The sequence below is a fragment of the Streptomyces sp. ID05-26A genome, from assembly GCF_033794685.1.
Taxonomy (GTDB): domain Bacteria; phylum Actinomycetota; class Actinomycetes; order Mycobacteriales; family Pseudonocardiaceae; genus Lentzea.
The window spans coordinates 499,389-522,659 of the sequence record NZ_JARAYZ010000002.1; the positions used below are offsets into that span (position 1 = coordinate 499,389).

24 protein-coding genes are annotated in these 23,271 nt (G+C 71.7%); 9 read left to right on the forward strand and 15 right to left on the reverse strand.

Features of this window, described 5'->3' with window-relative positions; translation table 11 throughout:
- The 4 genes from PV646_RS18000 to PV646_RS18015 are packed head-to-tail and all read right to left on the reverse strand — an operon-like array spanning nucleotide 1 to nucleotide 4,590.
- Nucleotides 1–897: an alpha/beta hydrolase family protein gene (locus tag PV646_RS18000; RefSeq protein ID WP_500343272.1), complete on the reverse strand. Its 897-nt coding sequence runs from the start codon at nucleotides 895–897 to the stop codon at nucleotides 1–3.
- An 18-nt stretch (nucleotides 898–915) separates the two neighbouring features.
- On the reverse strand, nucleotides 916–1,533 hold the full coding sequence (locus PV646_RS18005) for an acetoacetate decarboxylase family protein (RefSeq protein ID WP_500343275.1): 618 nt from the start codon (nucleotides 1,531–1,533) through the stop codon (nucleotides 916–918).
- On the reverse strand, nucleotides 1,523–3,166 hold the full coding sequence (locus tag PV646_RS18010) for a GMC oxidoreductase (RefSeq protein WP_500343276.1): 1,644 nt from the start codon (nucleotides 3,164–3,166) through the stop codon (nucleotides 1,523–1,525). Before PV646_RS18010 ends, PV646_RS18005 begins: the two co-directional genes overlap by 11 nt.
- Nucleotides 3,163–4,590 carry a flavin-containing monooxygenase gene (locus PV646_RS18015; protein ID WP_500343277.1) on the reverse strand — a complete coding sequence of 476 codons (1,428 nt, stop codon included), beginning with the start codon at nucleotides 4,588–4,590 and terminating at the stop codon, nucleotides 3,163–3,165. Before PV646_RS18015 ends, PV646_RS18010 begins: the two co-directional genes overlap by 4 nt.
- Nucleotides 4,591–4,661: 71 nt before the next feature.
- Here PV646_RS18015 and PV646_RS18020 point away from each other — a divergent pair, with 71 nt between their 5' ends.
- Nucleotides 4,662–5,765 carry an AraC family transcriptional regulator gene (locus PV646_RS18020; RefSeq protein ID WP_500343279.1) on the forward strand — a complete coding sequence of 368 codons (1,104 nt, stop codon included), beginning with the start codon at nucleotides 4,662–4,664 and terminating at the stop codon, nucleotides 5,763–5,765.
- A gap of 81 nt (nucleotides 5,766–5,846) precedes the next feature.
- On the opposite strand, the gene PV646_RS18025 is transcribed toward PV646_RS18020, so the two are convergent.
- The 6 genes from PV646_RS18025 to PV646_RS18050 form a co-directional block, all read right to left on the reverse strand.
- Nucleotides 5,847–6,596 carry an SDR family NAD(P)-dependent oxidoreductase gene (locus tag PV646_RS18025; protein WP_500343282.1) on the reverse strand — a complete coding sequence of 250 codons (750 nt, stop codon included), beginning with the start codon at nucleotides 6,594–6,596 and terminating at the stop codon, nucleotides 5,847–5,849.
- Between the two features lie 101 nt (nucleotides 6,597–6,697).
- Nucleotides 6,698–9,379, reverse strand: coding sequence for a helix-turn-helix transcriptional regulator (locus PV646_RS18030; protein ID WP_500343284.1), 2,682 nt, complete (start codon nucleotides 9,377–9,379; stop codon nucleotides 6,698–6,700).
- Nucleotides 9,380–9,517: 138 nt separating this feature from the next.
- Entirely contained in the window at nucleotides 9,518–9,946 is a 429-nt protein-coding gene (locus PV646_RS18035; protein WP_500343288.1) for a hypothetical protein, read from the reverse strand.
- An 87-nt stretch (nucleotides 9,947–10,033) separates the two neighbouring features.
- Complete coding sequence (locus tag PV646_RS18040; RefSeq protein WP_500343291.1) at nucleotides 10,034–10,678, reverse strand: response regulator; 645 nt, start codon at nucleotides 10,676–10,678, stop codon at nucleotides 10,034–10,036.
- Nucleotides 10,675–11,862, reverse strand: a complete 1,188-nt coding sequence (locus PV646_RS18045; protein WP_500343293.1) for a histidine kinase — start codon at nucleotides 11,860–11,862, stop codon at nucleotides 10,675–10,677. Before PV646_RS18045 ends, PV646_RS18040 begins: the two co-directional genes overlap by 4 nt.
- Before the next feature lie 9 nt (nucleotides 11,863–11,871).
- A complete protein-coding gene (locus PV646_RS18050) occupies nucleotides 11,872–12,420 on the reverse strand; it encodes a hypothetical protein (RefSeq protein WP_500343296.1) in 549 nt (182 codons plus the stop codon).
- A 77-nt stretch (nucleotides 12,421–12,497) separates the two neighbouring features.
- Between PV646_RS18050 and PV646_RS18055 the strand changes: the two genes are divergently transcribed.
- The 6 genes from PV646_RS18055 (at nucleotide 12,498) to PV646_RS18080 (ending at nucleotide 17,640) form a co-directional block, all read left to right on the forward strand.
- Nucleotides 12,498–12,932: a MarR family winged helix-turn-helix transcriptional regulator gene (locus PV646_RS18055; protein WP_500343299.1), complete on the forward strand. Its 435-nt coding sequence runs from the start codon at nucleotides 12,498–12,500 to the stop codon at nucleotides 12,930–12,932.
- A 149-nt stretch (nucleotides 12,933–13,081) separates the two neighbouring features.
- On the forward strand, nucleotides 13,082–13,990 hold the full coding sequence (locus tag PV646_RS18060; protein WP_500343302.1) for a DMT family transporter: 909 nt from the start codon (nucleotides 13,082–13,084) through the stop codon (nucleotides 13,988–13,990).
- Between the two features lie 41 nt (nucleotides 13,991–14,031).
- Complete coding sequence (gene epsC / locus PV646_RS18065) at nucleotides 14,032–14,628, forward strand: serine O-acetyltransferase EpsC (protein ID WP_500345028.1); 597 nt, start codon at nucleotides 14,032–14,034, stop codon at nucleotides 14,626–14,628.
- A gap of 102 nt (nucleotides 14,629–14,730) precedes the next feature.
- Nucleotides 14,731–15,702, forward strand: a complete 972-nt coding sequence (gene cysK, locus PV646_RS18070; protein ID WP_500343304.1) for a cysteine synthase A — start codon at nucleotides 14,731–14,733, stop codon at nucleotides 15,700–15,702.
- A 6-nt stretch (nucleotides 15,703–15,708) separates the two neighbouring features.
- Nucleotides 15,709–16,203 (forward strand): cupin domain-containing protein, encoded by a 495-nt coding sequence (locus PV646_RS18075; protein WP_090004773.1) that lies wholly within the window; start codon nucleotides 15,709–15,711, stop codon nucleotides 16,201–16,203.
- Between the two features lie 258 nt (nucleotides 16,204–16,461).
- On the forward strand, nucleotides 16,462–17,640 hold the full coding sequence (locus PV646_RS18080) for a serine/threonine-protein kinase (protein ID WP_500343306.1): 1,179 nt from the start codon (nucleotides 16,462–16,464) through the stop codon (nucleotides 17,638–17,640).
- A 201-nt stretch (nucleotides 17,641–17,841) separates the two neighbouring features.
- Here the strand turns inward: PV646_RS18080 and PV646_RS18085 are convergent, their stop codons facing one another.
- The 3 genes from PV646_RS18085 to PV646_RS18095 all read right to left on the reverse strand — a co-directional run bounded on the left by PV646_RS18085 (nucleotide 17,842) and on the right by PV646_RS18095 (nucleotide 20,795).
- On the reverse strand, nucleotides 17,842–19,281 hold the full coding sequence (locus tag PV646_RS18085) for a hypothetical protein (protein WP_500343308.1): 1,440 nt from the start codon (nucleotides 19,279–19,281) through the stop codon (nucleotides 17,842–17,844).
- Nucleotides 19,282–19,410: 129 nt separating this feature from the next.
- Nucleotides 19,411–19,794 carry a VOC family protein gene (locus PV646_RS18090; RefSeq protein WP_500343310.1) on the reverse strand — a complete coding sequence of 128 codons (384 nt, stop codon included), beginning with the start codon at nucleotides 19,792–19,794 and terminating at the stop codon, nucleotides 19,411–19,413.
- Entirely contained in the window at nucleotides 19,794–20,795 is a 1,002-nt protein-coding gene (locus tag PV646_RS18095) for a zinc-binding dehydrogenase (RefSeq protein ID WP_500343311.1), read from the reverse strand. Before PV646_RS18095 ends, PV646_RS18090 begins: the two co-directional genes overlap by 1 nt.
- A 49-nt stretch (nucleotides 20,796–20,844) precedes the next feature.
- Here PV646_RS18095 and PV646_RS18100 point away from each other — a divergent pair, with 49 nt between their 5' ends.
- On the forward strand, nucleotides 20,845–21,417 hold the full coding sequence (locus tag PV646_RS18100) for a TetR/AcrR family transcriptional regulator (RefSeq protein ID WP_500343312.1): 573 nt from the start codon (nucleotides 20,845–20,847) through the stop codon (nucleotides 21,415–21,417).
- On the opposite strand, the gene PV646_RS18105 is transcribed toward PV646_RS18100, so the two are convergent.
- Nucleotides 21,418–21,975: a TetR/AcrR family transcriptional regulator gene (locus PV646_RS18105; protein ID WP_500343314.1), complete on the reverse strand. Its 558-nt coding sequence runs from the start codon at nucleotides 21,973–21,975 to the stop codon at nucleotides 21,418–21,420.
- Nucleotides 21,976–22,074: 99 nt separating this feature from the next.
- Between PV646_RS18105 and PV646_RS18110 the strand changes: the two genes are divergently transcribed.
- On the forward strand, nucleotides 22,075–22,956 hold the full coding sequence (locus PV646_RS18110; protein ID WP_500343315.1) for an NmrA/HSCARG family protein: 882 nt from the start codon (nucleotides 22,075–22,077) through the stop codon (nucleotides 22,954–22,956).
- Nucleotides 22,957–22,959: 3 nt separating this feature from the next.
- On the opposite strand, the gene PV646_RS18115 is transcribed toward PV646_RS18110, so the two are convergent.
- Nucleotides 22,960–23,241 carry a hypothetical protein gene (locus PV646_RS18115; protein ID WP_500343317.1) on the reverse strand — a complete coding sequence of 94 codons (282 nt, stop codon included), beginning with the start codon at nucleotides 23,239–23,241 and terminating at the stop codon, nucleotides 22,960–22,962.
- Nucleotides 23,242–23,271: the final 30 nt, after the last annotated feature.

The window sequence follows — 23,271 nt, forward strand, 5'->3', positions numbered from 1 at the left end:
TCACTCGGTCCCTTCGAAGGTGACCGCGGTGTCGGTGCGCGCGGGCTGGCCCCACACGAAGTCACGTGCCGCCGCGTCGCCCGCGAGGTAGAAGCGGAACCACGACGTGAGCACCCTCTTCGAGGCGACGAGCTGCGCGGCCCTGGTGACCGAACCGTTGTCGCAGAAGATGCCGGAGGAGTCCATGAAACCGCAGTGGAACCCGCCGGTGACCGTGCGGAGCTGCTTGGCGGGCTGCTTGGCGACGAACATCGGCCGCTGGTGCTCGCCGACCGGGGTGATCGTGTCCTGCGACCCGGCGAGGAACTGCGCCGGCACCCGCAACGTCGCGGCCGCGGCCTTCGCGGACGGGTTCGTCTCCGCCGCCGCGTAGGTCGAGATCGTCTTGATCTGCGGGTTGCGCGCGGCCGCGAGGACGGCGGCGCCGCCCCCCATCGAGTGTCCCGAGGCACCCAGCGCCGTGGTGGTGATGTGGTCGCGGAAGCGGGAACCCGTGGTGCCGTCCTGCGCGACGAGCCAGCTCAGGCCGGTGTTGAGGTCGTCCGCGAACGCGCTGTGGCTGGGGCTCAGGCCGCCCTGGGTCGTGGGCACCACCACGACGAAGCCCCAGGAGGCGAGGTGGTTGCTCGTGCTCGTGTACTTCGAGGTGGCCTGGAAGAAGCCGTGGCCGAAGGCGATCGCGGGGAACCTGCCCGTGGCGACCGGCTGGTTCGTGCCTGCCGCCGTCGCCGGGTAGTGCACCCGTGCGGGGACGGACCGGCCACCGACCACGGCCGTGACATCGCTGTACGCCACCGGGTACGTGCCGGGCAGGCCGTAGTCCGGTGGCGCCGCTAACGCGGGGGTGGCGGCCACCGTCGAGGCCACCAGGGCGAGCGTGATCGCGAGAACGCGCATGAGCTTCTCCTCATGTGATCAGGAAGATCCGAACCGCATGTGCAGGGTGGAGACGGCCACGTGCAGGCGTGGCCTCGCCGCTTCGAGCCAGCCGAGTTCGCCGTCCGGCGTGATGCGCCAGCGCAGGCGGGTGAGGCTGATCCGGGCGGACGTGTGTAGTGCCGTGCGCTTCGTCTTGCCGTGCAGGGTCTGCCAGACCGACGTGGTCAGCCGGACCGGAAGTGCTCGTGACGGCTTGCGGGTCTCGCTGGCGGCAGCGATCTCCTCGCCGTCGTCGTGGGCGGTCGCTTCGAGTCGTGCTCCGGCGGAGAAGGTGAAGCCCGCCAGCAGTTTCGGGATGCCCCACAGTTCCCGAGCGCCTCGCTGCGAGGTGCTGTCGTCGACCAGGATGTCCAGAATGGACAGACCGAGGCGGGCCTTGCGGCGGACCAGGATCGCGGCCATCACCTCGTGGTAGCTCAGCACTCCCGGCGGCTGGTAGTCGACGAACGCCGACACCACGACCACCCGGCCGAAGAGCGTCAACGGCACCACGTCCGGCGGTGGCAGGGGCACTGCCGAACGTGGTGCCGTCCACACGGTGAGCCAGCCACGTCCGTGCAGGTCCCACGGCTCAGCGGGCCACTCACTTGGCATAACGCACCTCCAACGCGCCGGGCGCGTCGCCCGGCACCGCGGGGTTACCCGGTGCCACCGCACGTACGCGCTGGTACGGGGCGCCCGGTTCAGGGCGTGGGTCCGGCTCGCCCTTGTTGGGCCACAACGACATCGCCCGCTCGGCGAGCGCGGTGATGGTGAGCGCGGGGTTCACGCCGAGGTTCGCGGGGATCGCGGACCCGTCGACGACGTGCAGGCCGGGATGCCCGTGCACCCGCTGGTACGGGTCGACGACCCCGGTGGCGGGGGAGTCACCGATGACGCAGCCGCCGATGAGGTGCCCGGTCAGCGGGACGTTCACCAGGTCCGGCCACGATCCCCGCGCCACCCCGCCCGCCTTGGCCGCGAGACGGCGCGCCACCTCGTGCCCGGCGGGGATCCAGGACGGGTTCGGGGCGCCCTCGCCCTGCCGGGTGGTCATCCGGCCACGCCGGGACACGGTCGTCAGCGAGTTGTCGAGGCTTTGCATGACCAGCAGGGCGATCGTCTCCTCCGACCACGCGCGCGGGGTGTGCATCCGCAGCAGCGAGCCGCGTTCGCGCAGGAGCTGGGCCAGGCCGCGCCGCAACCTCGCCGGACCGCCGTCGACGAGTGTCGTCATCAGCAGTCCCATCAGGTTGCTGCCCCGGCCGTACCGGACCACCTCGACGTGCGTGTCGGCGTCGGGGTGGATGGACGACGTGATGGCGAGGCCGCGGGACTGGTCGACCCGGCCGCCGGGCACCCGCACGGCCACGATCGCCTCGGAGTTGGTGCGGCACAGGAACCCGAGCCGCGGCGAGAGGCGAGGAAGCCCGCCGCGGTCACGGATGCGGTGCAACAGGCGTTGCGTGCCCAGCGAGGCCGCGGCGAACACGACCTGACCGCTGCTGAACGTGCGCGTGGCCCGTCCGCCGGTGCGCCGTGCCGTGACCTGGTACCCGCTCCGATGCGGCCGCACGTCGGTGACCGTGGTCAACGGCCACACCTGCGCACCCGCGTTCTCGGCCAGGTGCAGGTAGTTCTTCGGCAGGGTGTTCTTCGCGTTGTGCCGGCACCCGGTCATGCACGAGCCACAGCCGACGCAGGTGTCCCGCACGGGACCGGCGCCGCCGAAGAACGGGTCCGTGCCGCCGGGTCCGAAGTGGACTCCGACCTGGGACGTGCGAAAAGTAGGCGCTACACCGAGGTCGACCGCGACGTCCCGCAGCAGCCGGTCACCCGCGGTGCGGCACGGGTTGGCGGTCACGCCGAGCATCCGGGACGCCTGGTCGTAGTGCGGTGCCAGCTCGTCCTCCCAGTCGGTGATGTGCCCCCACCGGGAGTCGCGGAAGAAGGACGGCGGCGGCCGGTACAGGGTGTTGGCGTACACCAGGGAACCGCCGCCGACCCCCGCCCCGCTGAGCACGGCGACGTCGCGCAACGCGGTGATCCGCTGGATGCCGGTGCAGCCGAACGCCGGCGCGAACAGGTAGTCGCGCACCTGCCAGGAGGTCTCGGGGAGGTCGTGGTCCGCGAACCGCCGCCCGGCCTCCAGCACGCCGACCCGGTAGCCCTTCTCGGTCAGCCGCAACGCGGTCACCGCGCCACCGAACCCCGACCCGATCACGAGCACGTCGTAGTCCACCGTCACACCTTCACCCGAGCAGGGTCGAAGTCGGCCTGCCGGAGTCGTGCGCGCCGCAGGTACTCCCACGTCGTGCCGGGCCAGTTGGTCGTGATCGACCCGTCGGCGGTCCGGTACCAGGACGAGCAGGTGCTCCACACGCCCCGCGACAGCCTTCTGGTCATCTCGGTGTCGAACGCGGCGGCGACCTCGGGCCGCACTTCCAGCGCCGTGCCCGACTCCGCGAGATGGCGCACCGCGTCCACGACGTACCGGCACTGCGCCTCGATCATGGTGATCACCGAGTTGCCGCCGAGGTTGGTGTTGGGGCCGTAGACCAGGAAGAGGTTCGGGAAGCCCGGAACCGACAGGCCCAGGTGGGCGCGCGGACGGCCGGCCCACGTCTCCGCGAGGTCCCGGCCGTCCCTGCCGGTGATCCGCAGGCCGAACCCGAAGCCGGACACCGTGAACCCGGTGCCCCAGATCAGCACGTCCGCCGGGTGCTCGCGATCGCCGGCGCGCAGGCCGTGGGCCGTGACCTCGGTGATCGGCTCGGTCACCACCTCGACGTCCGGTCTGGTGAGAGCCGGGTACCAGTCGTTGCTGAACAGCACCCGCTTGCACCCTGGCCGTGTCGCGGGCGTCAACGCGGCCCTCAGCGCGCGGTCGCGGACCTGCCGCCGCAGGTGCGCCGCGGCGACGGCGGAGACGAGCGCGGGGGAGAAGCGGCCGTTGAGGAGCCTGGTCAGCGTCTCACCGGCGAGCCACACACCGCCCCGTGCGGCGCGCAACCTCGCCGGGTGGGATCGGCCGGTCAACGCCGCGTCGGGTTTCGGCAGCACGTGGGGTGCGGACCGCTGGAACACCGTCAGGTGCTCGGTGAGAGGTGCGATCTCCGGCACGAACTGGGCGGCGCTGGCCCCCGTGCCGACCACGGCCACCCGCTTGCCGCGCAGGTCGACGTCGTGCCGCCAGGCCGCGCTGTGGAAGACCTCCCCGGCGAAGCGGCCGAGTCCGGGCAGGCCGGGGATCGCCGGTGTCGTCAGCTGGCCGACCGCGCAGACCAGCACGTCGGCCTCGACGACGTCCCCGTCCGCGAGAGCGACGCTCCACCGGTTCCGCGACTCGTCGAACGTCGCGGCCACCACCTCCGCGCCGAACCTGATGTGGTCGCGCACCGCCTCGGCCGTGGTGGTCAGGTAGCGCAGGATGTCGGGCTGCGCCGAGTACCGGCGTGGCCACGAGGTGCTGGGCGCGAAGGAGTACGAGTAGAGCGACGACGGCACGTCGCACGCCGCGCCCGGATAGGTGTTGTCCCGCCACACCCCGCCGGGCCCGCTCGCCCGCTCCAGCACGGTGAACCGGTCGAAACCCGCTCTGTGCAGCGACAACGCGACGCCCAGCCCGCCGAATCCGGCTCCGATGACGACCACTTCGGGGTTCGCGTCCACGTGATCGACGCTAGGAACAACCACCCGTTCGCACCAGGACAACACCGGCCGGGCAGTTGACAATCGCGGCCATGACGTCGTTGGCCGAGCCGGTCGTCCGGCACTGGGACTTCCCGCGGGGCATCGCGAGCGTCGCGCTCCTCCTGCGCTTCGGCGCCGAGCACGGGGTGCCGCTGGACGCCCTGCTGGAGGGCAGCGAGATCGACGCCGCGCTGCTCGCCGACCCGGCCGCCGAGATCGACGCCCGCCAGGAGCTCACGGTCGTGCGCAACCTCGCCCGCCGTCTGCCTCACGCGGGGGTGGCCGTCGGACGTCGTTACCACGCCACCACTTTCGGCGTGCTGGGCTACGCGTTCCTCAGCGCGGCCACCCTGCAGGACGCGATCACCACCGCGCTGCGCTACCTCGACCTGAGTTTCGCGTTCACCGCACCCTCCGCCGTGATCGACGGTGACCGGCTCGTGCTGGCGCTCGACACCTCGTCGCTGCCGGCCGACGTCGTCCCGTTCCTCGTCGAACGGGATCTCGCCGCGATCCACACCGTCGTGGGCGAACTGCTGACCGGCGCGGTGCCGGTGCTGGGCGTCGAGTTCACCCATGCCGGACCGGAGGACGTCCGCGAGCACGAGGAGGTGTTCGGTGTCCGCCCGAGGTTCGGGGCGAAGGCTGACAGGTCCGTTGTGGACGTCGCGGTGCTGGCCGAGGCGTTGCGCCTGGCCAGCCCCGAGACGACGGCCGTGTGCGAGGAGCAGTGCCGCGCCCTCGCCGAACGCCGCCGGGAGACTCCCGGTGCCGCGCAGGAGGTGCGGCGGCTGCTCGAGTCCTCGGACCGGTTCGAGCAGAGCATGCCCGCGGTGGCCAGGGCGCTCGGCACCAGCCCGCGGACGCTGCGGCGGCGCCTGGCCTCGTCCGGGACGAGCTATCAGGCGTTGCTCGACGAGGTCCGGGCGAAACGGGCCGTGGCGCTGCTGTCGCGCGGTGACCTGTCCGTCGAGGCCGTGGCCGAACGGCTCGGGTTCGCCGAGGCCGCGAGCTTCATCCACGCCTTCCGCCGCTGGTTCGGCGTGACGCCGAGCAGGTACGGCCGTTCCCCGGTCGTGTCCCGGAAGTCCCGCCGGGCGACAGGAGCAGCCGAGGGCCCCGGAGACGACACCGCCGCGACGCGCCCGGTATGAGGGCATCGCGGCGGCGCCGTCTCCGGGTCTCTCGCCCGCGTCTGTCACCGGACGAACTTTCGGGACACGACCTGGCGGTGATCAGCCGTAGCAGGCGCCGAACGAGATGTTGACCTGAGTCGAGGTGATGCTGCGGCCGTGCTCCGACGCGACGAACGCGGCCACGTTGCCCACGTCGGCCATCGTCGCGGCGCGCTTGAGCGGCGAGGCGTCGAGGATGCTCTGCCTCGGAATCTCCATCTCGGGGATGTCCGGGAAGGTGTCGATGATGCCGCCGGTCAGCAGCGTCACCGTGCGGACGCCGTGCGGTGCCAGCTCGACGGCCCACTGCTTGCGCAGCGACTCGACGGCGTCGAAGCCGATTGTCACGTTGCCCATGCCGGGCAGGACGTTCGCGTGGTCCGAGCCGCCGAAGAACAGCAGCACGCCGGACTCCTGCTTCACCATGTGCCGGGCCGCGGCCTTCGTGGTGATCAGGTGCGTGGTCAGGCTGCTGCCGACGGCCGCGACGAGGTCCGGCGTCGAGATGTCGGCGAGCGGCTGGAAGAGCCCCGCACTGGTGATGACGTTGACCGAGATGTCCACGCTGCCGGTCTTCTCCGCGACGGCGTCGATGTGGTCGTTGACCGCGGCGGCGTCCGTCGCGTCGACGACGGCCGTCTCGACCTGGCCGCCCGCCGCCCGGATCCGGTCCGCGACGGCTTCGAGCTTCGCGGGCGTCCGGCCGGCCAGGAAGACCCGCGCGCCCTGGGCCGCGAAGGCGTCGGCCATCGCGCCGCCGATCGAGCCACCGCCTCCGTAGATCACCGCGGTCTTGTTCTCCAGCAACATCTTCTTCTCCTTGTCGTCGGAGAAGAGGCTAGGACGGGACGGCGCCGGTCCACATCGGTCACGTGACTGGCGTGCGGGCGGTCAGGGTTCCGGCGGGTAAGTCATCCGAGGCCGAGTTGCGCCAGTTCGATCCGCTTGGTGACGCCCAGCTTGGGGTAGGCGCGGTACAGGTGGTGGCCGATCGTGCGCGGGCTCAGGAACAACTGGGCGGCGATCTCCTTGTTGCTCAGGCCGGCCGCCGCCAGCCGGACGACCTGCACCTCCTGCGGTGTCAGGTCCTTCAGCACGTCGACGGCGGCCGGTTCGACCGGACGTTCGCCGAGTTCGGCCGTGGCGCGTGCCTCCCAGGTCGACGCGCCGAGCCGGGCGAAACCGGCGAGCGCGGCGGCCAGTTCGGTTCTCGCCTCACCTCGGCGGCGTCTGCGGCGCAGCCATTCGCCGTAGAGCAACCGGGTCCTGGCCTCGTCGAACCGTCCGGTGGGCAGGTCGAGTGCCGCGCGGTACCGCTCCTCCGAGTCCTCGACCACGGCGTGGCAGCGGTGCGACAGCGCTGTCGCGACAGGACTGTCCACGTGCGAGGCCCAGTGGTCGAACGCCTCGAGGTGCTCGGTGACGCGGTCCGGGTCGCCGTCGCGGACCGCCGCCTCCACCAGGTCGGGGACGGCGCGGATCAGGAAGTCGTACCGGGCCGGGCCCGTGCACACGACGTGCAGCGCGTCGAACGCCGTCGCGTACCTCCCGGCGGCCAAGTCGAGCAGGCCGAGGCCCCAGTGCGTCATCGCGGTGGCCACGGCGTGCCGGTTCTCCAGCACCGGCAGCACCTCGGCGGCCAGTGTGCGGCACCGGGTCTCGTCGCCCGCCACCGCGGCCAGCCACACCGAGACCGACCGCAGCACGGCGACCTCCATGTCGAGGCCGAACTCGGTCCCGAGGGCGACCGCCTCGGCCAGACAGGTCTGCGCGGTCAGGAAGTCGCCGCGCAGGGCGTGGGCGAATGCGAGGATCTCCTGCGCGTAGGGGATCCACATCAAGGCCCCGGTGGCACGCGTCTCGGCCACCATCGTGTCCATCACCGCGATGGTCGCGGGGTCGTCGGCCAGCATCAAGCCGCTGAACCCGGCGACGACCCGGTGCATGACGTCCTCACCGGGCAGGTGACCGATCTCCAGCACCGCGCGCAACGGCCCGGCGTCCGGCTGCCCGCTCAGCAGGGTGCCCCAGCTGCTCAGCGCATCGGCCGCCAGCCGCGACCGGGAGCCGGGCCGCAGGTCGAGACCCGCCAGCACGCGTCCGCCCTCCGTGACCAGGTCCAGTGCGCCCGCGTCCCGGCCGGCGCAGAGCATCTCGGTCAGCATGACGACGGCGCGTTCGGGGTCGCTGTCCGCGACCAGCCGCGCCGCCTGCGCCGCGAGTGCCGCGTCGGCCTCGGGCGACGTGCGTTCGTACTCGATCTGGCCGCGCAGCAGCGTCATGTCCGCGACGACGGCCGGATCTGCGGTCAGGGACGTGACCTCGACGGCCAGCCGGGCCGCGCGGTCCGGTTTGCCCGCGTCGTAGGCGGCGAGCGCGGCCTTGGCGATGCGCCGCGCCTTCAGGTCGGGGTCCACGCTCAACCGCCCGGCGCGGTCGTACGCGGCGGACACGGCCATCGCCCCGCCCCGGCGCTCGGCCCGCAGCGCGGTGCGTTCGAGCTCGGCGGCGACCTCCTCGTCCGGTTCGGTGGTGGCGGCCGCCAGGTGCCAGGCCCGCCGGTCCGGGGTCGTCAGGGCGTCGGCGAACGCCCGGTGCACCGCGATCCGCTGGTGGTGGGTGGCGCACTGGTAGGCGGCGGCGCGCACGAGCGGATGCCGGAACGTCAGCTCGTCCGTGACGCTGATCAGCCCCGCGCGTTCGGCCGGCTCCAGGTCGGCGGTGTCCGCGCCGACCGCGCGAGCCACCCGCAGCACGGTGTCCATCCCGGCGAACCGGTCGGCCGCGGCGACCAGCAGGATCGCCTGGGACGCCGGGGGAAGCCCGGTGATCTGCGCCCGGAACGCGTCCTGCACCCGCCTGGTGACCGGCAACGGCCCCACCTGGTGCGCGGGCTCGGCCCTGCCCTCGCGCTGGGCGGCCAGCCGGGCCGCGCCGAGTTCGAGCAACGCGAGCGGGTAACCGTCCGCCTCCTCCAGGACCCGTGCCCGCATCGGCGCCGTCAGCCCGGGGGAGTGCGCGTCCAGCAGCCCGGCCGCCGCGTCCGGCGAGAGGCGAGTGAGCCGCAGCTCCTCGACGCCCGGAGTCGGGAACGGGACGGCCGTGTCGCGAACGGCGAAGAGCATCACCACCGGGTCGGCCTGGAACCGCCTCGCCGCGAACAGCAGGGCGTCCGACGAGCCGCGATCGAGCCACTGCGCGTCGTCCACCACGCACAACAACGGTCGCTCGGCCGCGAGTTCGGCGAGCAGCGTCAGCGTCGCCGCCCCGATCAGGAACGGCGTGGCCGTGTCGTCGCTCAGCCCGAACGCGCCGCGCAACGCGGCGGCCTGCGGCGCGGGCAGCACGTCGAGCCGGTCCAGGTAGGGGTAGAGCAGCAGGTGCAGCGCGCCGAACGCCAGCTCGGCCTCGGACTCGATGCCGACGCCGCGCAGCACGCGCATGTCCCCGGCGCCCGCCACGGCGTGGTCGAGCAGCGCGGACTTGCCGATGCCCGCGTCACCCCGGACCACCAGCGCGGCGCTGCTCCCGGACACCGCGTCCCGCAGCAGCCGTTCGACGTGGGTCCGTTCGCCATCCCGGCCGACCAACATGGCCCGAGAGCCTAGGCCCTGTCCTGCGAGTCTCGTCGGCCGACAGCGACGGTTGAGGGCCCCGGAGACGGCACCGCCGCGACGCCGGATCCGGTGGACGCGCCGCAGCGGCTCGGCGCGTCCACTGTGGACAGCGCGTCAGCGGGTCAGGCGGTACCGCCACGCCAGGCCGGACGTGCTGCACCCGGTCGTCCGCTCGGACGCCGTGTACGTCCAGCCGCTCGGCACCGTGCACGCCCAGAGGCCGACCGCCGGCGTGCGGAGGCGGTAGCGCGGGCCCATGCCGCTGGTGGAGCACGAGGTCGACCGGTCGACCGTGTCGTAGGTGTAGCCCTGGGGCAGCAGACACGCCACCAGCAGGTCGGCGGGCTGTCTCACGTTGTAGCGCGGCATGAAGCCGCTACCGCAGGTGCTCACGACCCGTTCCACGCGGTCGTAGGTGTGGCCGGCCGGGACGCTGCACATCCAGCCCTCGGCGGCCGAGGCGGGCGCGGCGACGGCGGTCACCGCATCCGCGGCGAACAGACCTGCCAGCAGCACGGCGCGCAGGTTCGACAAGAGTGACATCGGAACTCCTCGTGGGGGACTCGGCGGCGTGAGAACGATCATGCTCGCCGCGCGGGCCCCGCACCTCAGACCAAAGTCTGACCCGGCTCAGAGCAGTTCGGCGTCGTGCACGCGGCGGGCGACCTGCACCCGGTTGGTCGCGCCGAACTTCACGAACACGTTGCCCACGTGGGTCTTCACCGTCGCCACGCCCATGTGCAGGGCGCGCGCGATCTCCTGGTTCGTCAGGCCGTCGCTGATCGACAGGGCGACGGCGCGCTCCCGGTCGGTGAGGCTCGCGAGCAGGGCGCGGGCGGCCTGCTGCCGGGTGTTCGGGCGGATGGCCGCGGCGATGACGCGGTTCGTGACGCTCGGGGACAGCGCCGGTTCTCCCGCCGCGACCCGGCGGACGGCGGCCACCACGTCCTCGGGCACGGTGTCCTTCAACAGGAATCCGTTCGCACCGGCTCGTAGCGCGGCCAGCACCAGCTCGTCGGTGTCGAAGGTGGTCAGGATCAGGATGCGCGACGGGGTTCCCCTCTCGCGCAACCGGATGGTGGCCCGCACGCCGTCCATCCGCGGCATCCGGACGTCCATCAGCACGACGTCGGGCAGGTCGCGGGCCGTCAGGTCCAGGGCCTCCTGGCCGTCGGCCGCCTCGCCGACCACGAGCACGTCGCTCGCGCCGCCGAGGACCGTGCGCAGTCCGGCGCGCACCTGGGCGTCGTCGTCGACCACGAGGACCCTGATCACGCCGGCCACGGCAGCTCCGCCCGCACCTCGAAGGCCTGGTCCCGGACCCCGGACGTCAGCGTGCCGCCCGCGAGGACGGCGCGTTCGGTGAGGCCGAGCAGCCCGACACCGGGTGGCGACGGCGTCTCGGGCACGCTGCCGATCGGGTTGCGCACGTCCAGCACCAGCACGGTTCCCGCCCTTCCGGAGACCCGGACGTCCACCGCCGCACCGGATGCGTGCTTGCGGGCGTTGGTGAGCGACTCCTGCACGATCCGGAAACCGGTGCGCGACAACACTTCCGGCACCGAGGCGAGTGATCCGGACAGGCCGGAGGTGTCCAGGGTGACGACGCCACCGGCCTCGCGGACGTCGGAGAGCAGCGCGGTCAGCTCCGCCAGCGACGGGGCGAGCGGGTCGTCCCCGTCGTCACGCAGCACGCCGAGCACCTCACGCAACTCCGTCAGCGCCAGCCGGGCGTTGCCGTGGATGATCGACGCCGTCTCCGCCGCGTGCTCCCGGGTCAGGTCGTCGCGGTACGTCAGGGCCCCGGCGTGCAGTGCCACCAACGAGATCCGGTGCGTCAGGACGTCGTGCATCTCGCGGGCGATCCGGGTGCGTTCGGCGTCGCGGACGGCGCGCACGGCCAGCACCTGCTCCCGTTCGGCGGTCAACGCCCGCTGGCGCAACGCCTCCGCCAGGTCGCGCCGCGTCCCGATGTAGCACCCCGCGGCCACGGCGGCGACGAAGAGCGCCGACCCGAGCAGCATGTTGATCGTGACGACGGACGGCGTGACCCGGAGGCCGACGGCGTACGGCGCGTAGACCACGGTGCCGACGAACAGCGAAACCAACCACACCGCACCGGTGAGCGCGATCCACGACCGACGGCGGGAGTTCGCCATCGTCGCCATCGTGATCAGCGCCGAGCCGAAGCTCGACACGGAGACGGCGATCGGCGCGGCCGTGAGGCAGGCGATCGCGAGCGGGTACCGGCGGCGCAACGGCAGCGGGCCCAGCGTGCCGAACCCGATCACCGCGTCGAGCCCGAGCGTCGTGACGACGACGTCCGGGTACCGGGCCATGTGCGACGTCGTGACCAGCCAGGAGGCCATCGCACCCCAGACGAGGGCACCACCGGCGGTCGCCGTGGCGTCGGTTCCGAAGCGCTGCCACCGGCGCGGAACGGGCGGATCATGGAGCACGACCGCAGCCTACGGAGCCGTCGGCGGCGCCGGTTCCGACCTTCGGTGGAGGCGGGAGGTGGTCGCCGGTGGTACCTCGTCCGCCCGGAAGACCTGCCGGACGACACCGATCCACCAGAGGAACGTGAGCGCGATGACGGTGGGGTTCTTCAGGAACAGGAGCACCGCGAGGTAGGTCTGCCGGGCCTGAGGAGGCAGCAGCGCCGAGACCACGTGCTCCGCCAGCACCTCGAAGACGGCGAACGCCACGCCGAGGAAGACGACCTGCCACACCAGGCTGGGCCAGTGCCGGCGCGCGAACTCGCGGCCGGCGTTCCAGGTCAGCCGCAGCCCGGCCGTGGCGATCCGCCACACGAGCACCACGAGCAGGATCCGGACCGCCAGCACGACGACCTCGGAGGCCGTGGCGAGCGCGGGGTCGATCTCGTCCGTCCAGTTCACGGTGACCAGCCGCTGGACCGAGGCGATCGACGACAGTCCGGCCACCAGCCAGAAGTGGTGGAGGTAGCACTGCCACGTCCATCTCGGCACCTCGAGTGCCACCTTCAACTCGCTCACGGTTCCCCCTCGATACTTCAGTCAACTTAACAATTTAGTTCAGTGTACTGAAATGTCTGCTGAGGTAAAGTGGCCGCGTGGAAGGTCGAGACGCCGGACGTGAGCTGAGCACCGCCGTGGTGGCGTTCCACGAGGCTGTGGGCGCGAGCCTCGGGGTGACGGCCGTCGACCAGCGCGCGCTGGCCGTGATCATGGGCGCCGGGTCGGTGTCGGCGGGGGAGCTGGCCAGGGAGATCGGCCTGACGCCCGGCGCGGTCACGGGAGTGGTCGACCGCCTCGCGCGGGCCGGGCTCGCACGCCGCGAACCGCACCCGGAGGACCGCCGCCGGCTCGTGATCACGGCGACTCCCGGCGCGTTCGGGGACACCTTCGCCGGACTGGGCAAGGCGATGGCCGAGTTGACCGAGCGTTACTCGCCGGCCGAGCAGGCGGCGATCGGTGACTGGGTGACGAGGACGATCGAGGTGCTGCGCGAGCAGACCCGGATCCTCAACACCCGGTCGCGCTCGTAGGTCCTCCGCCCCTCGCCCTGCCGGCTCCTGACTGTCACCAGTCGAAACGCGCGGGTGGTCGTCCGCGTGCGGCTCGCTCTAGTACGCCCCGAGCCACCCCTGCTGAAGTATCCAAACGACTACTGACAGATAACCCGAATCGAGATGCAATGGACAAGGCATCCGTCGCGCGCTTCCTGCTGCTGGCGCTGCTGTGGGGAAGCAGCTTCACCTTCATCAAGGTGTCCCTCGAAGGTCTGACACCGGGACAACTCGTACTCAGCAGACTCGTCCTCGGCGCGGCGGTGCTGCTCTCGATCGCGGCCGTCCGCAAGGTCACCCTGCCACGCTCCGTGCAGGTCTGGGGCCACATCGCGGCCGCCGGCCTGTTCGGCAACGTGATCCCGTTCCTCCTGCTGTCCTACGGCGAGAAGACCACCGGCGCGGGCATCGCGGGCGTCCTGATCGGCGCCACCCCGCTGCTGACGCTGGCGCTCGCCACGGCCGCGTTGCCGACCGAGCGGGCGACGTCCCGCAAGGCGATCGGCCTGGCACTGGGCTTCGTCGGCGTGGTGTTGCTGATCGGGCCGTGGCACGAGTCGCTCGGCTCGCTCAGCGGGCGGATGGCGTGCTTCGGCGCGGCCGTCAGCTACGCGATCGGCTTCGTGTACGTGCGGAAGTACCTGTCGCCACTGGGTTTGGCGCCGCTGGCGCTGGCCGCGTCGCAGCTCGTGTCGGCGGCGGTGCTGCAGGCGCTCGTGACGCCGTTCCTCGCCTGGCGCACGCCGGACTTCACCGGGCCCGTGACGCTCAGCATCGTGCTGCTCGGCCTGCTCAGCACCGGCCTGGCGTACGTGCTCTACTTCCGCCTCATCGGTGACGTCGGCGCGACCACGGCCTCCGCGGTCAACTACGTGGTGCCGGTGTTCGCGGTGCTCGTCAGCGTGTTGTTCCTCGGTGAGCACGTGACGTGGAACCTCCTGGCCGGTGGCCTGGTGGTGCTCGTCGGCGTGGCCTACGCGGAGAACCGGGTGGGGCAGCTGCGCAAGGAGAAGGACACCGCGGGAGCGGTCCGGTGAACCCCGGGGCGCTGCTCCGCGTGATCACCGCCGACCTCGACATGGTCATGGACCGCGACCCGTCGATCCTGTCGCGCAGCGAGGCGTTGCTGCACCCGACGGTCATCGCGCTCTGGGGCCACCGCGTGTCGCACGAGTTGCACCTGCGGGGACATCGGCGCAGCGCCCGGCTGGTCATGGTCGTCGCCAGACTGCTGACCGGGGGCATTGAAATCCACCCCGGCGCGACGATCGGCCGCGGTTTCTTCATCGACCACGGCGCGGGCGTGGTGATCGGCGAGACGGTCGTCATCGGCGACGACGTCACGATCTTCCACCAGGTGACGCTCGGCGCGGTCGGCTGGTGGCACGACAACCAGCGGCCGGAGGGCTCGCGGCGGCACCCGAAGCTCGGCGACCGGGTCGTCGTCGGGGCCAACGCGACGATCCTCGGCCCGGTCACCATCGGCCACGACTCGGTGGTGGGTGCCCAGGCGCTCGTCATCCGGGACGTGCCGGCGGACTCCCGCGTGCTGGCGCCGTTCTCCATCCCGAACCTGAGGTCGAGCCGCAGCGTCGCGAAGGCGGCCAGGCCTCGTCAGTCCGTCGTGGTCGCGGGGCAGAAGCACAAGGGAGCGGCCGTCTTCCCCAGCTGGTGACGTCGGGGTCCTGTGCCGAAGTCCGATCCGCGACAGCCGGGCCTCAAGCGCAACTCTCATCGAACCGGACTTCGACACAGGACCTAACCGATCGGAGTGCTCGTGAACACCCGACTCAGTCAGCCCCTCACCAAACGGCCGCCCGCCGACTCGCTAGTCGACCTGATCGGCGGCACGCCCACCGTGAAGCTCGACCTCGGCGTCACCACGGCGAACCTCTACGCCAAGCTCGAGATGGCGAACCCGCTGTCCAGCGTGAAGGACCGCGCCGCGCTCTACATGATCAACGGAGCGGAGGAGCGCGGGCAGCTCACCAGGGGTTCGGGCACGATCGTCGAGGCGACGTCGGGCAACACCGGCATCTCCATGGCGGCGATCGCGGCCGCCCGCGGGTACAAGTGCGTGATCGTGCTGCCGGACAGCGCGACCAGCGAACGGCTCCAGCTGCTGCGCGCGTTCGGCGCCGAGATCGTGCTGACGCCGTACCAGGAGGGCTACGTCGCGGCGATCGCCAAGGCCGAGGAGATCTACCGCGAACGGCCGGGGTCGTGGTTCGCCTGCCAGCACGAGAACTCCGACAACGTGGCCGCGCACCACGCCACCACCGGCCCGGAGATCTGGAACGACACCGACGGCGAGATCGACGTGTTCGTCTGCGGTGTGGGCACCGGCGGCACGCTCAGCGGCACCGCGAAGTACCTGAAGGAACGCAACCCCGCGATCCGCGTGGTCGCGGTGGAGCCGGAGGGATCACCGGTGCTGAGCCAGGGATGGGGCGGCCTGCACCGCATTCCCGGTCTCAACGGCGGTTTCGTCGCGGCGACGACCGACGTCGACCTCATCGACGAGGTCCTCACGGTGTCCAATGAGGACGCTTACGCCACGGCACGCGAACTCGCCAGGACGGCGGGACTGCTGGTCGGCGTCTCCTCCGGCGCGGCCGCCCACGCCTGCCGCGTGCTCGCCGGACGGCCGGAGTACGCGGGCAAGAACCTGATCACCGTGTTCCCGGACACGGGTGAGCGCTACCTCTCGTGGTTCAACCAGGACGACATCGCCAGCAATGAGGAGTGAACAGAGATGACGCAAGTGTCCAACATCCTGCTTCCCGGCGAGGGCGAGTCGGTGCAGATCGGCACCACGACGCACACCACGTTCAAGGCCAGGGGGAGCGAGACCGACGGCAAGCTCGGCCTGTACGAGCACCGCATGGCCCCCGGCGCGCCCGGCGCCTCGCCGCACGTCCACAACGAGCAGCTGGAAGCGTTCTACGTCCTGCACGGCATGGTGGAGCTCCACCTCGACGGCAAGTCGTTCGCCGCACCGCCCGGCACGTACGTCAACGTCCCCATGGGGGTCTCGCACGGGTTCCACAACCCGTACAAGGACCAGGCGACGATGCTGATCATCTTCACGCCCGCGCTCAACCGCGAGGAGTACTTCCGTGGCCTCGCCGAGATGTACGCGGACGGCAACCAGCCGAGCGAGGACGAACTGCTGACCCTCATGGCGAAGTACGACCAGTTCGAGGTCACGATGAACGGCTACGACGTGCCGAACTGGGGCCGGCACTGAGCTGACATCGCGGGATCCGCGACGGCGGCCGGACGCTCGTGCCGGCCGCCGTCGCCGTGCTTTCCCGCTGATGTCACGAATCTTCACCTCCTCGTCACTCCCCGGACTGGAGCCTGGTCAGCGGCCCGTCGCGTCTCAACTGGTGGTTTGACGGTTGACAGTCGGGCCAGGGGTGGAATATTCCAACCCCGGCAGAGTGTCCGGCGCGGTCGGGTGGGCGGGGCCTCCCGACCGGCGCCGCCGGCGACGAGGTGGCGAATGACAGAGGAGTTACCGGAGATCCCCGGCTTCCGGTACGTCCGACCGCTCGGCAAGAACGTCCACCTGTACCGCGCCGCGGACGGCGAGGTCGCGGTGAAGCTGCTCGTCGACCCTCCGCGGGTGGCCGAGATCAGGACGGTGGCCGGTCTGCGGCATCCCGGGATCGCGAGCGCCGACCGCGCCGGACGGACCCGTGCGGGCCTGCCGTACCTGGTGATGAGGTACTTCCCGGACGGAGACCTGGCCGCGGCGGCGCCGTTGTCCTTCGCGCGGGTGCTGGAGATCGGGATCGAGGTCGCCGGAGCGTTGCACGCGGCGCACCAGGCCGGTGTCGTGCACCGCGACGTGAAGCCCGCCAACGTGCTGCGGGGCGACCGCGGACAGGTGTACCTGACCGACTTCGGCACGACCGGTGGTGACCACCTGCTGTGGTCGGCGCCCGAGGTGATCAGCAGCGGCGCCCACTCGGTCCGCGCGGACGTCTTCTCGCTCGCCGCGACGTTGTGGCACCTGCTCGCGGGCCACTCGCCGTTCGTGGTGCCACGCGGCGACAACTCCCGTGCGGCGATCACACAACGGATCCTGCTCGGCGCCACGCGACCGTCCGGCCGGGCACCGCAACCGCTGGAAGACCTGCTGCGCCAGGCGATGTCCGCCGATTCGGCGGTGCGACCGGCGTCGGCAGGCGAGTTCGCCGAGCGGTTGCAGAGGATCCACGAGGAGTCCGCTCCGACCACCACGCTGGCGGCGGTCGTCGTCCCGGCGGACGTGCCCGCGCGCAGGAAGGCCCGGTGGCCGGTGTACGCCGGAGTGGCCGGTGCCGTCGCCGTCGTCGGTGTGACCAGCGCGCTTCTCATGCAGGACAAGGGTTCTCTGCAGGTGCCGGTCGGCGCCCAGCCGGACAGCGCCGCCGGGAGCGGAGCCGTCGGCAAGGCCGTGGTGACCGCGACCCGCGTGAACCCGCAGACGCTCCGCTTCGCGTGGACCTACCCGTCACCGCAGTCCGGTGACACGTTCGTCTGGCGCACCAACGACGAGCTGAAGACCGGCAGCGTCACCGAGCCGGCGGTCGAGCTGCCCGCGTCGGGCACGCTGTGCGTCGAGGTGCGGGTCGTGCGGGCCGGCGGCGGGAACTCGGACGACCGCGACTGGTCGCCGGAGGGTTGCGGCTTCTGACGTGCGGGGCCGGGCAACGTTCTCGTTGCCCGGCCCCGGTTCTCGCCTCGTGGCTACGACAGTCGTCGCAGCTTCGCCTTCGTTGTCCGCCCCGGCTACCTGGCGGCCACGACGGTGGTCGCAGCCACGCCTTCGTTGTCCGCCCCGGCTACCTGGCGGCCACGACGGTGGTCGCAGCCACGCCTTCGTTGCCCGCCCCGGCTACCTGGCCGCCACGACGGTCGTCTCGACCACGCGCTCGTTGTCGCCGGGGTTGTTGTCCTCACGGCCGTCGAGACGGACACGCGCCTTCAGCGTCGCCTTGCCCAGCGCCAGGTCGTCCGCGGAGTAGGTGTAGTCGAACGGCACGACCACCGTGCCGTCCTTCGCCACCTGCCCGCGCACCGTGCCGACCACGTCGTGGTAGCCGTCCCACCTGCGGCGAAGCAGGTCGACGACGATGCCCTCCGCGTAGCGGGTGCTGGTGACCGACACCTCGACGCGCCCGGTCTCGCCGACCGTCGCGGACGCGGGCGCGGCGACGTTCGACACCGTCACGTCGTGCGTCTCCACCTTCAGGGTCTGGGTGGTGGAGCCGGAACGGCCGTCCGCGGTGTAACCGGAGATCGTCACCTCGTAGTCGCCGTCGGTGGCGTACCGGTGCCGCACCTCCGCCGTGCCGGGCACTGCCGGGATCGTGGCGGTCGAGCCGTCGCCGAACCGGACCTCACCGCCCGCTAGCCAGCGCCCCGCCGGGTCGCCCGGGTCGATGCCGAACCGGACCTCGTCGAAGACGCCGGGGTGCTGCGGCGACACCCACCACGCGGTGGGCTGGATCTTCGGCGCCTCGGAGAGCCGCAACGACAGCGGTCCCGCGCCGTAGATGCCGTCCGAGACCCGGACGTAGTAGGTCTCACCGGGGGTGGCGGCGAAGATCGCCGGGTCGTGGGCGCTCTGCCGGCAGTCGACCTCGGTCAGCGCGCTGCCGCGGAACACGGCGACGGCCGGCCCGTTCAGGTCCTGGGTGACCTTGGCCGAGACGAACAGTGCCCGGTCGGCCGTGTAGCGGTACCACAAGGACCGCGTGGACGAACGGTCGCAGCTGGGCCTCGGCTCGGTCGCCTCCAGCGAGGCGGGACCGGTGTCCCCGGCGGTGTCGGTGTCCAGCCGCACGTCCACGGCCGACGCGAGGTCGTCGTTGGCCGGACGCGGCACCGGCTCGAGCCCGAACGTGACTGGCCCGGCGAACCGGGTGTCCTGCGCGAGGAAGTGGTAGGTGGTGCCGGCGGTGACCTCGAAGGTGTTCGAGCCACCGCCGTGCGGGTACTGGCAGGCTCCCGGTGTCCAGGTCAGCGCGCCGCGTTCGCCGGTGTAGGCGGAGATCGCGGGCTTCTGCTCGTCCGGCCGGTCGGTCGTCATCCGGACGACACCGTCGGCGGGCGCGGTGTAGCGGAACCAGACGCTGCTCGTGCTCCACCCGCAGTGCGACGGGTCGTCGGAGCCCGCCGTGGCCTCACTGGTGTCCACTGTGGACGAGAAGGGGAGCGAGGTGATCGCTGTGGCGCCGGCGAAGTCGTCGTTGGACGGAGGTGCCGCGTGGGCAGCACCGGGCGCCAGTGCCGCGGTCAGCACGACCGCGGCACCGATGGTCAAAGCACGCAAATGAGAACCCCAGTTTCCGTGGGCCGCTCGAAGCACGGCCCCTCGTTGCCTGGAGACGCGCCGGGCGGCGCTGAGGATGCCTCGCGTGGAAAGTTGCGCCTTATGCCGCAACGAAGTGCGGCCGACAGGTCACTTGCGCTGCTCGGCGACCAGCCAGCACAGGCAGAAGGGGTGCCCGGCCGGATCGGCGTACACCTGGAAGTCGTCGCCCGAGGTCCTGCCCCTGGCCGGTTCCAGCACCGTGGCACCGAGAGCCATGACCTGCTCGTGCGCCTCGGCGAAGTCCTCGACCCACAGGTCGAGGTGGATCTGCTGCTTCGTCGGACCGTCCGGCCACTGCGGCGGGGTGTGGTCGGGAGCGAGCTGCACGCCGATCCGCGGCGTGCCGTCGACGACCACCGTGTGCCAGTCGTCGTCCTCGTCCACCTTGCCGCCCAGCACTCCTGCCCAGAACCCGCTCTCCCGCGCCAGGTCGGCCGCGTCGAAGACGATGACCTCGAATTTGATCCGCATCACCGCATTCTGCCAACGGTTCCGGTGCCTCGCAGCGCAGTTCGCCGAGGGAGCAGGACGATGCGGCCGAACACTTCACCCGCGTCCATTCTGCGGTGGGCGAGCGCCGCGTCTTCCAACGGCAGCTGTTCGTGCACCACGGTGCGCAACTCTCCGCCGGCCGCGGCGGCGAACTGCTTCGCACGCACCACCCGTCTGTCCGATTCGGACACCGTGGCAGCGCTGAAAGTCGCGAACGACAACGACTTCTGGAACGCGGCCATCATCCGGGCACCGAACTCCGGTGGCATCCCGCCGACCGCTCCGACCACGACGACGCGCCCGTTGGGGTGGAGCCGATCGAGGAACGACGGCAGGTCCGGACCGGCCACGACGTCGATGATCACGTCGAATCCGGCGGGCGGGTGCTCGCCCGCGCCGGACCGGTCCAGCACGTGGGTCGCGCCGAGTTCGCGGAGCCGGGCACCACGCTCGGGCGACGAGGTGGTGACCGCGACCGCACGGGCGCCGCCCAGTGCCGCGAGCTGGACCGTCGTGATCCCGAGACTGCCCGCCGCGCCCCGCACGAGCACGGACTCGCCGGGGGAGAAGCGGGCGTGGGCGAGTCCGAAGTGCGCCACCACCCCGGCGCTCCCGAGCGTCACCGCGTCGACGGCCGAGAGGTCCCCGGGAAGTTCGACGAGCTCACCGGCCGGGGCGACCGCCTGTTCCGCGTACCCGCCACCGGTGCCGGTGGACGCCCACACCCGCCGGCCGACCCAGGCCCCGTCCACGTCGTCGCCCGCGTCCACCACGGTGCCCGCGACCTCGCCACCGGGAACGAACCCCTCCCGGAAGCCGTAGGAGGCGAGGTCGCCACGGCGGATCACGACGTCGGCACCGCCGACCCCGATCGCCTCGACGGCGATCAGCACCTGCCCCCTGGACGGCACCGGGTCCGCGACATCGACGACCGCCATCCCCTCGGGCCCACCGAACTTCCGCACCACAACGGCTCTCATGACACGGAAGCTAGACGGACGCCCCCGTCCGTTTCGCTAAAGTGAGAGCGTGGCCGATCGTTCGTCTCGGACAGTGCGTTCCGACGCCCGGTACAACCGTGAACACATCCTGGACGTGGCACGGGAGGTGTTCGCCGCGGAGGGCCTGTCCGCGCCGATGCGCGAGGTGGCCCGCCGGGCCGGCGTCGGTCCCGCCACGTTGTACCGGCACTTCCCGACCAAGGAGGTCCTGGCGGCCGAGGCGTTCGCCGACCGGATGCGGGCATGCGAGACGATCGTGGCGGAAGGACTCGCGGATCCCGATCCGTGGCAGGGCTTCTGCGCGGTGATCGAGCGGATCTGCGAGCTGCACGCCCGCGATCGCGGCTTCACCGCCGCGTTCACCGCGAGCTTTCCGCACGCCGGTGATTTCGCGGCACGACGGGAACGCACACTCCGGTCCGTCGCGAAGCTGGCGCGCAGGGCCAAGCGGTCGGGCCGGTTGCGCGCGGACTTCGTGCTGGACGACCTGATCCTCGTGCTCATGGCCAACAACGGCATCCACGCCACCTCGACGGCGACCCGCGCCGCCGCGTCCCGGCGCTTCGCCACGCTCGTGATCCGCGCGTTCGAGGCGGCCTGATCAGCGAACGGGACTGATCCCGGCCACCGCGAGCGCGAACAACCGCCCGGCCGACCCCGCTGGATCTCGGTGGTGCTCCGTCACCGTCACGATGCCGACGATCAACGTCACCAGTTCGACGACCGTGACGTCCGCCGCGACCGCGCCGTCCGCCACCGCCCGGCGCAGCAACGGCTCGGCCGCCTCCTCGATCGCGGTCGCGCACGAGTTCCCGTGCACCGGGTCCCCCTCGAACGCCAGCGCGGTCGCGAGTCCCTTCGCCGCGACGCAGTACGTGACGACCTCGCCGAGCCACGTGAGCAACGCCTCCCGGCCGTCCTGCGCCCCGGTCAGTTCCCGGGCGCGCTCGCACAACACCTCGATCCGGTGCCACAGCACGGCTTCCAGCAACGCCTGACGGGTGGGGAAGTGCCGTCGCACCGTCGCCGACCCGACCCCGGCGACCCGCGCGATCTGCTCGAGCGACGCCCCGGCCCCGTGCACGGCGACCTCCTGCTCGGCCACGGCGAGGATCCGGCCGTGGTTGCGCCGGGCATCGGCGCGCTGGCGATCGGTCATGGCACACCTCGGGGTTGATAAACGGCGGGGCCCGCCATGTCGTAGCGAACACCTAAGTGGCGGGCCCCGCCATTTAGTGCCGAGTCACCGAGGAGAGCCATGTCAGCGCCAGTTCTGGTCACCGGAGCCACCGGCAAGCAGGGAGGCGCCGCTGTTGAAGCGCTGACGGCGGCAGGCGTCCCCGTGCGCGCGTTGGTCCGCGATCCCGAGTCCGGCCGTGCGAAGTCCCTGGGTGTGGAACTCGTCGTCGGCGACCTGCACGACCGCGCCTCGCTGGTGGCCGCCACCAAGGGCGCCGGGGCCGTGTTCTCCGTGCAGATGCCCGCGTTCACCGCGGACGGTTTCGACTTCGAGGGCGAGGTCGCCCAGGCGACGAACCTGATCGAGGCCGCACGGGAGTCGGGCGTGCCGCAGTTCGTCCAGACGACCGTCGACGGCGCGGGACAGCACACCGTGGACGAGCTCTACCCGGTGCGAGCGGCGTCCATGAACGCCAAGGCGGCCATCCAGGACCACCTCCGCACCGCCGGTTTCGAGCGGTGGACGTTGCTGAAGCCGGGCTTCTTCATGGAGAACTTCCTGCCCTCGTCCGCCTTCCTGTTCCCGCGCGGGGTCGAGGGAGGCCTGGTCAGCCTGCTGAAGCCGACGACACGCCTTGCACTGGTCGCCGTCCGCGACATCGGCACGGCGGTCGCCGCCGCCGTCGCGGACCCCGGACGGTTCCACCGCGTGGAGCTGGAACTCGCGAGCGACCACCTGTCGATGGCCGAGATCGCTGCGGTGCTCTCCCGCGTGCTCGGCGCCGGCCTGACCGCACCGGACATGACGCTGGACGAAGCCCGTGCCGCCGGCCTGCCCGAGATGGCCTCCGGGCACGACCGGCTGAACGAGACCGGAATGGCCGGGCGGCCGGAGTACGCGAGGGAACTGGGGCTGCCGCTCACCGGATTCGCCGAGTGGGCGCGGGAAGCTCTGCGGTAGGGCTCAGAGTCTCTCCCCGGCGGTGACGAACAGCCGCTCGGCGGCGTCCAGCAGCACGTCGCGCAACGCCGGCGAGGTCGTCGCCACCGCCGCCGCCCGGAACCGGGTGCCGACGCCCATCAGGTCCACCCGGGACAGCCGTTCGTCGTGGTCCCAGTGCGGCGTCACGGGCACCGGCGTCACGGACGGGATCACGACGACCGACCGGATGGCGGCGCTGGGGCTGCCCGTCCACGACGTGTCGATTCCCTTCGAGTCGGCTCGGGGCTGCTGGTGGGGAGCCAAGCACCACTGCACCACGCGGCGAGGACTACG

Excerpts from the sequence above, each read along its gene's own strand:
- PV646_RS18000 (WP_500343272.1), bottom strand. The coding sequence starts at position 897 with ATGCGCGTTCTCGCGATCACGCTCGCCCTGGTGGCCTCGACGGTGGCC.
- PV646_RS18005 (WP_500343275.1), bottom strand. The coding sequence starts at position 1,533 with ATGCCAAGTGAGTGGCCCGCTGAGCCGTGGGACCTGCACGGACGTGGC.
- PV646_RS18020 (WP_500343279.1), top strand. The coding sequence starts at position 4,662 with ATGACGTCGTTGGCCGAGCCGGTCGTCCGGCACTGGGACTTCCCGCGG.
- PV646_RS18025 (WP_500343282.1), bottom strand. The coding sequence starts at position 6,596 with ATGTTGCTGGAGAACAAGACCGCGGTGATCTACGGAGGCGGTGGCTCG.
- PV646_RS18030 (WP_500343284.1), bottom strand. The coding sequence starts at position 9,379 with ATGTTGGTCGGCCGGGATGGCGAACGGACCCACGTCGAACGGCTGCTG.
- PV646_RS18035 (WP_500343288.1), bottom strand. The coding sequence starts at position 9,946 with ATGTCACTCTTGTCGAACCTGCGCGCCGTGCTGCTGGCAGGTCTGTTC.
- PV646_RS18060 (WP_500343302.1), top strand. The coding sequence starts at position 13,082 with ATGGACAAGGCATCCGTCGCGCGCTTCCTGCTGCTGGCGCTGCTGTGG.
- epsC (WP_500345028.1), top strand. The coding sequence starts at position 14,032 with ATGGTCATGGACCGCGACCCGTCGATCCTGTCGCGCAGCGAGGCGTTG.
- PV646_RS18075 (WP_090004773.1), top strand. The coding sequence starts at position 15,709 with ATGACGCAAGTGTCCAACATCCTGCTTCCCGGCGAGGGCGAGTCGGTG.
- PV646_RS18080 (WP_500343306.1), top strand. The coding sequence starts at position 16,462 with ATGACAGAGGAGTTACCGGAGATCCCCGGCTTCCGGTACGTCCGACCG.
- PV646_RS18090 (WP_500343310.1), bottom strand. The coding sequence starts at position 19,794 with ATGCGGATCAAATTCGAGGTCATCGTCTTCGACGCGGCCGACCTGGCG.
- PV646_RS18095 (WP_500343311.1), bottom strand. The coding sequence starts at position 20,795 with ATGAGAGCCGTTGTGGTGCGGAAGTTCGGTGGGCCCGAGGGGATGGCG.
- PV646_RS18105 (WP_500343314.1), bottom strand. The coding sequence starts at position 21,975 with ATGACCGATCGCCAGCGCGCCGATGCCCGGCGCAACCACGGCCGGATC.
- PV646_RS18110 (WP_500343315.1), top strand. The coding sequence starts at position 22,075 with ATGTCAGCGCCAGTTCTGGTCACCGGAGCCACCGGCAAGCAGGGAGGC.